Genomic DNA, 13,898 nt, shown 5'->3' with positions numbered 1-13,898 from the left:
ATGATTTAGCCAAATTACGCAGGTGTTGTTGTGACAAACCTAACAGTAGTGTTGGCGGCGCCTGCTCTTGTTATTCATTTCGTGAAACGTCATGTATGGAGGAGCTGGATTTTGGAAATACATTTTAGTATCAAATAGATTCTATGAACTCTATGAGAGGCATAGAAATGGAGTAAGAAGCATTTTACCCTTACGCCTGCCGGAGACCGCCGGTTGGATGACGGTTAGATTAGGATGTCGTTAGGAGGTTTTTATAGCATGACAGCTGTGAGACAAGATGCATGGAGCCCAGAAGATGATTTGATTCTGGCCGAGGTTACCCTTCGGCATATACGGGAGGGCAGCACCCAATTAAACGCTTTCGAAGAGGTCGGAGAACGGATAGGCAGAACGGCGGCGGCCTGCGGTTTCCGATGGAACAGCTGCGTTCGCAAGAAGTACGAAGCGGCCATCAGCATCGCGAAAGCACAAAGACAGAAGCGTAATTATATGAAAAAGCAAAACTCGCTAACGGCCGGTTCCGGCATGGCCTCGCTTACTTCCGTCGATGTGGACGACAACGGTTATCGCGGAGATGGGGTGTCGGAGGAGACGATTTCCATCGATGCGGTGATCCGCTTTTTGCGCGGGTGGAAAAACACGATTCAGGAAACCAATCGTCAAATGAAAGCGTTGGAGAAGGAGCTTAGAGAGAAAGAAGAGGAGATTGCTAAGCTTCGCGAGGAAAACGAGAAGTTGTCGGCACAGGTCAATGAGGTACAGACCGATTACCGGGTCGTGAACGACGATTATAAGGCGTTGATTCAGATCATGGACCGGGCTAGACGGTTAGCTTTTTTAAACGAAGAAGACGAGGAAAACAAATCCAGATTCAAGATGGACGCGAACGGAAATTTAGAACGGATCGAATAACTGAAACCTATCGCAAAATCTCGCCAAAATGGCGGGATTTTTGTGTTGTTAGGGGGGAGTTTGGTATAAAGGGATTAGAAGAAAGGAAAGGTCGTGAAGCTTCATGAAGGTTGACATCATCGGCGCCGGTGCATTGGGGCTGTTGTTTGGCGGTAAGCTGGCGGCGTCCGGCGTGCCGGTGCGTTTTTGGACAAGAACCCCTGAGCAGGCCGCAAAGCTAAAGAAAGAAGGGATTCGGCTTGCCGAAGCCGACGGGACCGCAACCGTTGTGGATGGCCAGCGGCTCGAAGCTTATCCCGTGGGAGAAGGCAGTAGGGACAGAGCGAGCGATACGGCCGAATGGCTGTTGTTAACCACGAAACAACGCCATATCGATGCTAATCTGCTGACTTTTCTCAGTCGAATTGTGGGTCCGAAGACGAAGGTCGTATGCTTTCAAAATGGCATAGGGCACCTAGAGCTGATCGGCAATGCGCTGCCAGGGGTTCCGCTTTATGCGGCAATTACGACGGAAGGCGCAAAACGGCTGAACGAATCCAGCGTGAACCGTGCAGGTCAGGGGATAACGCAAATTGGCGCGAACGGCGGTATGGCCGATCTGGAGTCTCCAGCAGAAAGTTTCGTGAAAATGCTGGAGAAGGCAGGATTTACAGCCCTTTTGTCGAAAGACATCGGGAGAGAAATCTACAGGAAGCTGCTAATCAATGCGGCGATCAACCCCTTAACGGCTTTGTGGCGGCTGAATAACGGCCAACTGCTGGAGAACGACGAACGAATTCGCCTGCTCCGGCAACTTTGCGATGAAGGATTACGCGTTTATGAGGCTTACGGAATCCCTTACGATGCCGACATGTTTGATCAAATCGCTGCGGTTTGCCGGTCGACCTCAACGAATATCTCTTCCATGCTAAAGGACGTGCAGCAGGGCATGCCAACGGAGATTGATCATATTAATGGGAAATTGGTCGAGATGGCGCGCAGCAAAGGAATCGCGGTTCCCGGACACGAGATGGTTTGGCGATTGGTCCGAGCATTATAATCTGACATGGATATAAAAATATAGTTACTTACTTTTATGAATTGATTTTTTCTGTAACCAAAATTGATGCGGAGGTGAGGCTTTGGAAGCGTTGGTCTCTTCCTTGATCGTGTTGGCTATGATACCGGTCATTCCATTTGGGCTCGTTTATTTCATTCATTATTATGTCAAGCGGGATAAGAAAAGAGCGCTGAAGCTGGCCATGGACGTAACGACGCTGTTTCTGATCTTGTCGGTCTCTGCGTTGTTTAATAATGTGTTCCATTCGACCTTTGGCTTCTATCTGATCGTATTAATTCTATTGGTTGTTAGCGGATTGATTGGCGGGGCGCAGACTCGCCTGAAGGGAAGGGTCGACGCCCGCAAGCTGCTGCGTGTGGTGTGGCGTTTGGCGTTTGCGGCAACCGGATTAGCATACGTTTTATTGTTTTTAATCAGCTTTATTACATATATCACCGCCGCTTAGGTCAAACTAGGGTTGCCTTCCCAATACCGAATAAAGGGATGACATTCTTGGTTAATTGTTAAGAAAATCAAATGTCAATATTGTATATTGGACTATTTTGTTAAAGTCTAGCGCGAATTTTAGCAATTAACGCGAAAAATCTTGAATTTTATGTTGGATTTTTTTGACCGCTGGTTGTATAATCTAAAAACATATACCAAACCATTTTAAGGGGGATATTGCTAGATGAAGAAGAGTAAGAGTCTTTTGCTTCTTCTGACGCTCGTTCTTGCAGTCGGCACATTGCTAGCCGCATGCGGTTCGAACAACGGAAACAATGGCGCTGCTAATAATGGCGCAGCGAATGGAGGCAATACAGCTTCCGACAGTGGCAACAGCGGCGGAGAGAAGTTGGCCGCAGATCAAACGCTGAGAATTAACCTGAGCGCCGAGCCACCAACTTTCGACCCGGCTCAAGCTCAAGACAGCCAAGCTAACACCGTTCTGAAGTTGATGTACGAAGGTCTTACACGCCAGGACGAATCTGGTCAAGTTATCCCCGCTGCAGCTGAAAGCTGGGACATCGACGGGACGAAATATACGTTCCACCTGCGTAAAGACGCTAAATGGAGCAATGGCGACCCTGTTACGGCGAACGATTTCGTATTCGCTTGGGAACGTGTCCTGAGCCCGAACACAGATCCGGCTGCACCTTATGCTTATCAATTGTACTACCTGAAAAATGCTCAAGAATATAACGAAGGAACCATCACGGATTTCAGCCAAGTCGGCGTAAAAGCAGTTGACGACTATACGCTGGAAGTGGAACTGGTTGCTCCAACTCCTTACTTCCTTGGTCTGACTTCCTTCTATACGTTCTATCCGGTTCACCAATCCGTTAAGGATGATCCGAAATGGGCGGTTGACCAAAGCAAAATGATCGTTAACGGCGCGTTCACGCTGACCAACTGGGTGAAAGGCCAATCGATCGAAGTAACGAAGAACGAAAACTATTGGGATAAAGCTAACATCAAGCTGAACAAAATCACCATGTCTCTGGTTAACAGCGGCGCAACTGAGTTGGCTTCTTACCAAAACAACGAATTGGATCGCGCAGGTGCGCCTAACGGCGAAATCCCAACCGACCAAATTCCGATCCTGAAAGATCAATTGAAAGACGAATTGGAGATCAAAGGGATTGCAAGTACGTACTACTATGAATTTAACGTAACGGCTAAACCGTTTGATAACGTGAATATCCGCAAAGCGTTTGCGATGGCTATCGATCGTCAAGCGATCGTTGACAACGTAACGCTGGGTGGTCAAGTTCCGGCATTCGGCTTCGTACCTCCGGGTATCAAAGGTCTGAATGACGAATATCGTAATGAACACAAAGACGACTACTTCACAGAAAACGTGGAAGAAGCGAAGAAGCTTCTGGAACAAGGTATGAAAGAAGAAGGCTATACGAAATTGCCTGAGATCACATTGACTTACAACTCCAGTGAAGGGCACAAGAAAATCGCTTTGGCAGTTGCGGATATGTGGAAGAAAAACCTGGGCGTTGACGTGAAAACGGAAAACCAAGAATGGGCCGTATTCATCGAAAACCGTCAAAACCTGAACTACCAAGTAGCTCGTGCTGGTTGGAGTGCAGACTACAACGATCCGATGACATTCATGGATATGTGGGTAACAGGTGGCGGTAACAACGACACCGGCTTCTCGAACGAAGAATACGACAAGCTGATCAAAGAAGCGAAAAATAGCGAAGATATGGCACTTCGTGACGCGAACTTCGCAAAAGCCGAAGAAATCCTGATCAAGGACAACCAAGTCTTGATGCCGATCTACTACTACACGAACGTTTCGGCTACGAAACCGTGGTTGAAAGGTGTAGTTCTCGACTACAGCGGTGCGATCGATTACAGCCGCGCTTATATTACGGATGATCGTAAATAAGTCATTGTTAATCGCATAGAAATCTCGGGATATATATGTGGGTATTCCATATATATCCCGTTTTTTTTGTGTGCCCTCTTCTTCCAAGCATTGCGTCCTTATACAAATATATGGAATAGACAAAGTGTTTCTTTTCACCTAAAATCGATATGTGTCGAAATTTAAAAGAAGGAGGTGTGAACGGGCATGGTGCGCTATATTGCCAGTAAGTTTTTTTACATGTTAATTTCGCTGTTTATTTTGATCTCAGCTACCTTTTTCCTGATGCAGGCGATTCCGGGGAATCCGCTTACTTCCGAGAAACAGGTGCCTCCGGCAATTAAGGAGCGTCTTATAGAACAGTTAGGACTCGATAAGCCCGTTTACCAGCAATATCTGAAATATTTGGGTGAAATTGCTCAGGGCGATTTGGGAATTTCCATGAAGCAGATCAACCAGGATGTATCTCACATCATTAGTCAAACGTTTTCGGCGTCTTTGAAGCTGGGGATTGTTGCGATTATCGTCGCGTTAGTCCTTGGGGTACTGCTTGGTATGTTGGCAGCGCTGTATCATCGCAAATTGATCGACAATGTGGCGATGGTGTTAGCGGTGCTGGGCATCGCGGTACCTAGCTTCGTCGTGGCTTCTTTGCTGCAGTACGTATTTGCTTCGAAGCTGCACTGGCTGCCGACGATGGGCTTTAAAGGTCCGATGTATTATGTGTTGCCGGTAGCGGCCCTCACGGCGCAGCCGATCGCGTTTATCGCCCGTTTGACCCGTTCAAGCATGCTGGAAGTATTGCATGCAGATTACATCAAAACGGCTAAGGCGAAAGGCCTGGGCTGGATGGCAATTCTGTTCCGTCACGTGATCCGTAACGGGATTATGCCGGTAATCACCTATATGGGACCGATGACGGCAAACATCGTAACCGGTTCTGTGGTTATCGAGCAGCTCTTCGGGATTGGCGGTATCGGAAAACAGTTCGTGCAAGCGATCAGCGTCCGCGATTATCCGCTGATTATGGGGATTACGATTTTTTACGGCGTATTGCTGATGTTGGCCCGGTTTATCACGGACATCCTCTACGTGCTAGTGGATCCGAGAATTAAGCTTTCGAAAGGGAAGGAGGGATAATGCGCATGGATACGAATCCAATCAAAGTGATGCCGACTCCGGTCGACCTGACGGCGGACGATTTCCGCAAAATCGGCGCGGACGAGAAAGAAGCCGAAGTCATTCAACGCGAAAGTATCTCAGCTTGGCGAGATGCATGGCAAAGATTGCGCAGCAATAAGCTGGCGATGACGGCTTTGATCTTCTTGGCGCTGGTAACGTTGGCTGCGATTATCGCTCCGGTTATCGTCGGTAAAATCTACGGCTACAACTATTATTCAAACGACCTTTTAAATACGAACAAAGCGCCATCGGCCACGCACTGGTTTGGTACGGACGACCTTGGCCGCGATATGTTTATCCGAACTTGGATGGGGGCGCGCATTTCCCTGATCGTTGGTCTGGCGGCAGCGTGTATCGACCTTTTGATTGGCGTCATTTACGGCGGAATCATGGGTTACTTTGGCGGCCGCGTCGATGAAATTATGAGTAAGTTTTCAGAGATTTTGTACTCCATCCCTTATCTGCTCGTTACGATTCTGTTGCTGGTCGTGATGGAGCCGAGCTTGGGAACGATTATCCTTGCTTTAACAATTACCGGCTGGATTAACATGTCGTGGATTGTCCGCGGTGAAATTATGCAGTTGAAGAACCGCGAATACGTGTTGGCTTCCCGTTCGATGGGCGCAGGCCACGGACGCTTGTTGTTCCGCCACCTGTTGCCAAATGCGGTTGGACCTATCATCGTTACGGTGACATTGTCTGTACCTAACGCGATTTTCGCCGAAGCGTTCCTTAGCTTCCTTGGCTTGGGCGTTCAAGCTCCGGTTGCTTCGCTCGGTTCGATGATCAATGATGCCTTGACCGGCTGGTTGTATTACCCGTGGCGGATGCTGTTCCCAGCCATTTTGATCAGTATCATCATGCTGGCGTTTAATATTTTTGGTGACGGTCTTCGCGATGCGCTTGACCCTAAACTGAAGAAGTAGGAGGTGGAATGATGGAGCCGATTTTACAAGTTAAAGATTTGCATGTTTCCTTCCAAGTCAAAGGTGGAGAAGTGAAGGCCGTCCGCGGCATGAACTTTGAAGTGGGGAAAGGTGAAACGGTTGCGATCGTCGGCGAATCCGGCAGCGGCAAGAGCGTCACGGCCCAAACGATTATGCGCCTGATTCCGTCTCCTCCTTCCATCATTAAGCAAGGTGAAATTATTTTCCAAGGGCAAGACCTTTTGAAGAAAAGCGACAAGCAAATGGAATCGATCCGCGGGAAAGATATTGGCATGATATTTCAGGACCCGATGACCTCCTTGAATCCTACGATCAAAGTAGGCCGACAAATCACTGAAGTATTAATCAAACATCAGAAAATGTCAGCGGGCGAAGCGAAGAAACAGGCTATCGAGATGCTTAAGCTTGTAGGCATCAAAAATGCAGAAGCCCGCTTTAACCAATATCCACACGAATTCTCCGGGGGGATGCGGCAACGCGCCATGATCGCCATCGCACTTGCCTGCCGGCCTGCGCTGTTGATCGCTGACGAACCAACAACGGCGCTCGACGTGACGATTCAGGCTCAAATCATGGACGTCATGAAAGAGATGCAATCCCGGCTGGGCACCTCCATCATTTTGATCACCCATGACCTTGGCGTCGTAGCCGGCATGTGTGATCGCGTCATCGTCATGTATGCCGGTGAAGTGGTGGAGACCGGAACGAAGTGGGAGATCTTCAAAAACCCGCAGCATCCATACACCAAAGGTTTGCTGCGTTCGATGCCGCGTTTGGATCAGAAGAAGGGCGAACCGCTGATTCCGATTATCGGTACACCGCCGGATTTGATCAAGCCGCCGATTGGTTGCCCATTCGCCGCTCGTTGCGACCAAGCGATGAAGATTTGCGAACGCATCGACCCAGGCGCGACTGTATTTAGCGAAACGCATACAGCCCGCTGCTGGGATCTTCATCCGATGGCCAAGGAGGTACAGTCGTCATGAGCAAAGGCAAAACTCTAATTGAAGTTGAAGGCTTGAAAAAATACTTTAACGTTGGCGGCGGTAACGTACTGAAGGCGGTCAACGACATCAGCTTCTCGATTGCCGAAGGCGAAACGCTTGGCCTCGTTGGCGAATCGGGCTGCGGTAAATCGACCGCGGGCCGTACGATTCTTCGTTTGTACGAGCCGACGGCTGGCAGCGTTCGCTTCAACGGCGTGGACATCAGCAAATTGCCGCCGAAGAAAATGAAAGCGATGCGCCGCGACATGCAGATGATCTTCCAGGATCCGTATGCATCGCTGAATCCGCGGTTTACCGTTACGGATATCATCGGGGAAGCGCTGGATATTCACGGTTTGGCCGGATCTAAAGCAGAACGCAAGAAACGGGTTGAAGAATTGCTGGATATGGTTGGTTTGAACCCGGACCATGCAACCCGTTATCCGCACGAATTCTCCGGCGGTCAGCGCCAACGGATCGGGATTGCCCGTGCGCTGGCGGTGAATCCGAAGTTCATCATCTGTGACGAACCGATTTCGGCGCTGGACGTATCCATTCAGGCACAGGTTGTCAACCTGCTTGAGGATCTTCAGGACCGTCTCGGATTAACGTATCTGTTTATCGCGCACGACTTGTCCATGGTGAAGCATATCAGTGACCGTGTGGCCGTGATGTATCTGGGCCGGATCGTGGAGCTGGCAGACAGCGAAGAGTTGTATGCCAACCCGATGCACCCTTATACAAAAACGCTCCTGTCCGCGATTCCGATCCCGGATCCGGAAATTGAAGCTAACAAGAAACGGATTGTTCTGGAGGATACCACCAGCGGTCCAATCGGCAAAGAAGGGGTTGCCAGCGGAGGTTTGTACGACTTGGAGAACTCCGAGCTGGTTGAAGTGTCTAAAGGACATTTCGTCTCCATGCCGAAAAAAGGTTGATCGATTCTGCGAACTCCCGCAGCCGTTCATGACGGTTGCGGGAGTTTTTTTTTGCGCCTGATCATTACGGAAAGTTAGAGGTTTAGCAAAAGTAAGGATTTCTTTGACGGAGCGGTAGGACATCCGTTACAATCAAGGAAGGTTTTGATGCAGACAGGAGGACGCAAACTGATGAATGTCGTTCAAGAGCAACTTTCATTTGTGGGGCCGCTGGCTGAAGTATACGTCAATCAGTTTGCTACGGTTCAGCAATTGTATGAGAGCGACCCGGCGGAGGCCAACAGCTGGGCTGAACGAGTCGCATGGCTTGATCAATCAGAGCATACGCGCATAAGTCGGAAGGCAGTCGCTGCCCGACTTCGTGAATATAACAGACAATATAACCCGTCCCCGGCCGTTGAACAGGCGATCGATCAACTCGAGCAGCCGGGGACGGCGGTGATTGTCGGCGGGCAGCAAAGCGGGTTATTCACCGGGCCGCTGCTCGTGATCTATAAAGCCGTGACCATCCTCAAAGCGGCGAAGGCCGCTTCGGCCCGGTTAAATCGTCCGGTGGTGCCGGTGTTCTGGATTGCCGGCGAGGATCACGACTGGGATGAGGTCAATCACACCTATGTGTTGGCGCCGGATTTACAGGTGCGTCGGATTCGCATGCACCGCGGCAGCATGGACCGGCTGCCGGTCAGCTTCACGAAGGTGACGTCCGAGGCGTGGGACAAGGCCATTTCAGAGCTGGAGCAGCTGTTGCCCGACAGCGAGCATAAGGCGGCGCTCCTGGACTTGGCACGAAGCTCGTCAGCGGATGCGGATAACTTGACGGCCGCTTTTGCCAAGCTGATGGGAGCTTTGTTTGGAAAATACGGACTGGTGCTGCTGGACTCGTCAGATCCTGAGTTGCGCCGGCTGGAAGTACCGGTGTTTGAGCAAATGATTCGCCACAATGATGAGCTGGAATCGGCTTACCACGAAACGGTACGGGATTTGGCGGGCTTGGGATTTGAACCTTCGGCTGAAGTGGCCGAAAATGGAGCGAATTTGTTCTATATTAATGAACATGAACGGCTGCTGTTGTTTAAACAGGAAGGGCGCTTCGAAGACCGCAAGGGCAAAGTCTCCTTTACGGCTGACGAGCTGCTCGCCGAGCTGCGGGAGCATCCGGAGCGGTTCAGCAATAATGTGTTAACTCGCCCCTTGATGCAGGACAGTTTGCTTCCCGTCCTTGGCTCGGTTCTCGGCCCCGGCGAAATTGCTTACTGGGGGCTGACGCGCAAGGCGTTTCATAAGCTTGGGCTGAAAATGCCACTGCTGCTGGCACGGGAAGCTTTTACGGTGGTAGATCGAACCGTGCAAAAGTATATGCAGAAATATCAGCTCAGCTGGGATGATGTGAAGGATGCCGAAGGCTTCCGCCGCAGACGTGAAGCTTGGCTTGCGGCGCAGGAGCGGATGCCGGTCGACAAGCGGTTTGATGAGGTCATCGCTGCGTTTGGAGAGCTATACAATCCGCTCATTGAGGAGCTGGCAGGAGTTCAAAGCGATTTGTCCAGACTCGGGGCGGTGAACCGAGACAAGATCATCGGCCAAATCGAGTATTTGCGCGGCAAGGCGAAGGATGCGTTGGAGAAAATTCATGAGACCGGCTTACGCCATTTCGACCGGATTCAACTCTCGCTATTCCCTCTAAGCAAGCCGCAGGAGAGAGTTTACAATCTCTTTGATGCATTAAATCGATATGGGACGGATTGGATCGAAGGCCTGATGAATATCCCTTATGAGTTAACTGGCAAACATCGAATCATCTATTTATAGGAGGAGACATTTATGAGTTCGTTAGCGATTCAGAACAGCATCATTACCGACTTGAAGCTTGCGCCGGAGGGGCATTTGAAGATCGATTGGGTGGAAGCCCACATGCCGGTGCTGAACCGGATTCGGAAGCAATTTGAGGCGGAGCAGCCTTTTAAAGGACTGAAAGTGACCATCTCGCTTCATTTGGAAGCCAAAACGGCCTACTTGGCTAAAGTTATCCAAGCCGGTGGGGCGGAAGTGACGATTACCGGCAGCAATCCGCTGTCGACGCAGGACGATGTTTGTGCTGCACTCGTTGAAGATGGCATCACCGTTTATGCCAAATATAATCCTGAACCGGAAGAATATAAGGCGTTGTTAATTAAAGCGCTGGAGACGAAGCCGGATCTTATCATCGACGATGGCGGTGATTTGGTTACGATCTTGCACTCGGAACGTCAGGATTTGCTGGAGAATGTGCGGGGCGGCGCTGAAGAGACGACCACCGGGATTTTGCGCCTGAAAGCGATGGACAAGGAAGGCCAGCTGAAATTCCCAATGGTTGCAGTAAATGATGCTTATTGCAAATACTTGTTCGACAACCGCTACGGCACCGGCCAATCGGTGTGGGACGGAATTAACCGGACGACGAATCTGGTCGTTGCTGGGAAAACCGTCGTGGTTGTCGGCTACGGCTGGTGCGGCAAAGGCGTGGCGATGCGGGCCAAAGGCCTTGGCGCTAACGTCGTTGTTACCGAAGTTGACGCGATCAAAGCGGTGGAAGCCGTGATGGACGGCTTCCAAGTGATGCCGATGCTGGAAGCGGCGAAGATCGGCGATTTCTTCGTCACTGTGACCGGCAACCGCGACGTGATTCGCGGCGAGCATTATGATGTGATGAAGGACGGCGCGATTCTGTCCAATGCCGGCCACTTCGACGTGGAAGTCAACAAGCCTGAGCTTGCGGAGCGTTCGGTTTCGGTTCGCACCGTGCGCAAGAACATTGAGGAATATCAGTTGAAGGACGGACGCAAAATGTACCTGCTCGCCGAAGGCCGTCTGGTGAACTTGGCCGCCGGCGACGGACATCCGGCCGAAATTATGGACATGACGTTTGCGCTGCAGGCGTTGTCCTTGAAATACGTGAATGACCGTTATAAGGAAATCGGGAAAACGGTTGTTAACGTCCCTTATGAGCTGGACGAGCAAGTGGCCCGCTTCAAACTGGAAAGCCTCGGCGTGAACATCGATACGCTGTCCGCTGAGCAACGCGCTTACCTGGATAGCTGGCAGGAGCATTAATTCGTCGCAGCGGTGATTACAGCTCGATCGCCGGTGGACAGGCGTTACGGTGAAACGCTACGCCGCTGTAAATTGATGCGTGTTCGCCGGGAGACGATAATTAACGGTAAATCGTACCGCTAATTGTTACTTATCCGCCGCTAGACGATGATTAACGGTAAATCCTACCGCTAATTTTGCCGGATTGGGCGAAGTCGGGTGATTTCACCGAAAATAACGGTACAAAATCCTGTTAATTCGCTGAAACTGCGGATTGTTCAATAAAATAAAGGTACTTTTTACTGTTAACACACCAATAAAGGACTATCTGAGGCAGATCAAATCTGCCGGGATAGTCCTTTTTGCTGCTTATTTAGCGCCGAACGAAGCGTCAACCGCGGTTGCAGCCCTAAAGTAATACCTCCTTCCCACCAACCGCCTGTCAAAAAAATTTTGAACCAGAGAAGGATTTTCTCGTTCAGTGTGGAATAGTTACATATCACAGTGGTGTAAAGTGGTGCAAAGTGGGGGAAAGAGGTAAGGAGTGAGTCACCAATGTTTATGGGGGAGTTCCAACATAGCATTGACGATAAAGGCCGGATTATTATTCCGGCTAAGTTTCGTGAACTCCTCGGCAGCTCTTTCGTGGTTACCCGCGGCTTGGACCAGTGTCTTTTCGTTTATCCGATGCAGGAATGGGAAGTGCTGGAACAGAAGCTGAAGGCTTTGCCACTGATGAAATCCGACGCCCGTGCGTTTACCCGCTTCTTTTTCTCGGGTGCAACCGAATGTGAATGGGATAAACAGGGAAGGGTAAACTTGCCAAGTAATTTACGGCAGTATGCCAAGCTGGAGAAGGATTGCGTTGTTTTAGGCGTGTCGAATCGCGTGGAAATTTGGAGCAAAGACACGTGGGAGCAATACTTCCAGCAGTCGGAAGATACGTTTAACGAAATTGCTGAGAAGCTGGTGGATTTCAACTTCGATCTTTAGAAGGAGTTATTCTTTAAGCTAGTCAAATGAATTCAGGTTTGGGGGCGTAAGTCTTGTTTCATCACATCACGGTACTCAAAGAAGAAGCGACAGAAGGGCTGCGCATCAAGCCGGACGGCATTTATGTGGATTGTACGCTGGGAGGCGGCGGCCACAGCTCCGTCATCTTATCCAAGCTAGGTCCAGGGGGAAGGCTGATCGCTTTCGACCAGGACGACTGGGCGCTGGACAATGCCAAGGAGCGGCTCGCAGCCTATGCGGACAAGTTAACTTTGGTAAAAAGCAATTTCCGCTACATCGAGCAAAAACTGCGGGAGATCGAAGGGGTGCCGCAGCTAAACGGGGTTCCCCAGGTGGACGGCGTATTGTTCGACCTCGGTGTTTCCTCCCCTCAGTTTGACGAAGGGGAGCGGGGGTTTAGCTATAACGCGGACGCGCCGCTCGATATGCGGATGGATCAATCGGCCGCATTGACGGCTCGGGAGATCGTAAATACGTGGCCGGAACGCGAAATTGCTCGTATTTTGTTCCAATACGGCGAGGAGAAATTTTCCAGGCGGATCGCCAAGGTCATTGCAGACCGGCGAGCACAGGAGCCGATCGAAACGACGGGGCAGCTCGTCGAGCTGATCAAGGAGGGCATCCCGGCGGCTGCAAGGCGTACGGGGGGCCACCCAGCCAAGCGCAGCTTTCAGGCATTGCGCATCGCGGTTAACGATGAGCTGGGCGCATTCGAAGAAGGGCTGCATGCGGCCATCCGTTGTTTGGCGCCGGAAGGACGGGTTTCGGTCATCACCTTCCACTCGTTGGAGGACCGAATCTGTAAGCAAATCTTTGCCAGCTATGTGGAGAAATGTACTTGCCCGCCCGATTTTCCGATGTGCGTGTGCGGCGGCAAAGGATCACTTAAATTAATCAACCGGAAACCAATCGTTCCGTCGGAGCAGGAGTTGGCTGACAATCCGAGGGCCCGTTCCGCGAAATTACGCGTGGCGGAGAAATTGCAAACCGGTGTGGAGGTATCGTAAATGGCATATACGCGTGGGAATCTGGCAGTCAAGGAGAAGCAAGCGGAACGCAGCTATCAACCGCAGCGTTATCGGGAAACAACGAAGGTGGTGACCCGCCGTTCGCCGTTGCCGGTTCGTGAGAAGTTGCTGTATATGATGACGGTTATTTTTTGCGTAGCCGTGATGGGCGGGTTGTTATGGCAAAATGTGTCACTTTACAACATTAAGCGCCAAATGTTTAATTTGAATACGGACATTCAAGCGATCAACGCGGAAGTGAAGGAACTAAGCATTCAAAAGGAAAAGCTGGAGGAGCAAATTCCGGAGAAGGCGAAGGAGCTCGGTTATGTTCAGCCGGAGGTAGAAGGCTTTCATGTGAATGTACCGGCAGATGGCGTTGAAACGGCCAAGAAATAATGTCTAAAGAGGTTTTGCC

Annotated in this window: 13 protein-coding genes; all 13 read left to right on the top strand. The window is 50.5% G+C overall.

Going from position 1 to position 13,898, the window contains the following annotated elements:
* Positions 1-258 precede the first annotated feature (258 nt).
* The 13 genes from NSQ80_RS14055 to NSQ80_RS13995 all read left to right on the top strand — a co-directional run bounded on the left by NSQ80_RS14055 (position 259) and on the right by NSQ80_RS13995 (position 13,879).
* On the top strand, positions 259-912 hold the full coding sequence (locus tag NSQ80_RS14055) for an RsfA family transcriptional regulator (protein ID WP_260070452.1): 654 nt from the start codon (positions 259-261) through the stop codon (positions 910-912).
* A 103-nt stretch (positions 913-1,015) separates the two neighbouring features.
* Positions 1,016-1,951, top strand: coding sequence for a 2-dehydropantoate 2-reductase (locus NSQ80_RS14050; protein ID WP_339299513.1), 936 nt, complete (start codon positions 1,016-1,018; stop codon positions 1,949-1,951).
* A gap of 82 nt (positions 1,952-2,033) precedes the next feature.
* Positions 2,034-2,417: a DUF3397 domain-containing protein gene (locus NSQ80_RS14045; protein ID WP_260070710.1), complete on the top strand. Its 384-nt coding sequence runs from the start codon at positions 2,034-2,036 to the stop codon at positions 2,415-2,417.
* Positions 2,418-2,642: 225 nt separating this feature from the next.
* Entirely contained in the window at positions 2,643-4,358 is a 1,716-nt protein-coding gene (locus tag NSQ80_RS14040; RefSeq protein WP_323076989.1) for a peptide ABC transporter substrate-binding protein, read from the top strand.
* 186 nt (positions 4,359-4,544) lie between these two features.
* Positions 4,545-5,477: an ABC transporter permease gene (locus NSQ80_RS14035; protein ID WP_339299512.1), complete on the top strand. Its 933-nt coding sequence runs from the start codon at positions 4,545-4,547 to the stop codon at positions 5,475-5,477.
* Between the two features lie 5 nt (positions 5,478-5,482).
* Complete coding sequence (locus tag NSQ80_RS14030; RefSeq protein ID WP_009225587.1) at positions 5,483-6,445, top strand: ABC transporter permease; 963 nt, start codon at positions 5,483-5,485, stop codon at positions 6,443-6,445.
* A gap of 11 nt (positions 6,446-6,456) precedes the next feature.
* The gene (locus NSQ80_RS14025; protein ID WP_036645609.1) at positions 6,457-7,452 is read left to right on the top strand and encodes an ABC transporter ATP-binding protein; all 996 of its coding nucleotides are present in this window, start codon (positions 6,457-6,459) and stop codon (positions 7,450-7,452) included.
* A complete protein-coding gene (locus NSQ80_RS14020) occupies positions 7,449-8,390 on the top strand; it encodes an ATP-binding cassette domain-containing protein (RefSeq protein ID WP_036645611.1) in 942 nt (313 codons plus the stop codon). Before NSQ80_RS14025 ends, NSQ80_RS14020 begins: the two co-directional genes overlap by 4 nt.
* 171 nt (positions 8,391-8,561) lie before the next feature.
* Positions 8,562-10,199: a bacillithiol biosynthesis cysteine-adding enzyme BshC gene (gene bshC, locus NSQ80_RS14015; RefSeq protein WP_339299509.1), complete on the top strand. Its 1,638-nt coding sequence runs from the start codon at positions 8,562-8,564 to the stop codon at positions 10,197-10,199.
* Between the two features lie 12 nt (positions 10,200-10,211).
* The gene (locus NSQ80_RS14010; protein WP_323076984.1) at positions 10,212-11,480 is read left to right on the top strand and encodes an adenosylhomocysteinase; all 1,269 of its coding nucleotides are present in this window, start codon (positions 10,212-10,214) and stop codon (positions 11,478-11,480) included.
* 534 nt (positions 11,481-12,014) lie between these two features.
* On the top strand, positions 12,015-12,452 hold the full coding sequence (gene mraZ, locus NSQ80_RS14005; RefSeq protein WP_009225592.1) for a division/cell wall cluster transcriptional repressor MraZ: 438 nt from the start codon (positions 12,015-12,017) through the stop codon (positions 12,450-12,452).
* A gap of 53 nt (positions 12,453-12,505) precedes the next feature.
* Entirely contained in the window at positions 12,506-13,480 is a 975-nt protein-coding gene (gene rsmH / locus NSQ80_RS14000) for a 16S rRNA (cytosine(1402)-N(4))-methyltransferase RsmH (RefSeq protein WP_260070711.1), read from the top strand.
* On the top strand, positions 13,481-13,879 hold the full coding sequence (locus tag NSQ80_RS13995) for a hypothetical protein (RefSeq protein ID WP_009225594.1): 399 nt from the start codon (positions 13,481-13,483) through the stop codon (positions 13,877-13,879).
* Positions 13,880-13,898: the final 19 nt, after the last annotated feature.

This window comes from Paenibacillus sp. FSL K6-2441, from assembly GCF_037964765.1.
Classification (GTDB): Bacteria; Bacillota; Bacilli; order Paenibacillales; family Paenibacillaceae; genus Fontibacillus; species Fontibacillus phoenicis.
The sequence above is the reverse complement of the archived record's forward strand: the minus strand, read 5'-3'. Positions and strand labels throughout refer to the sequence as shown.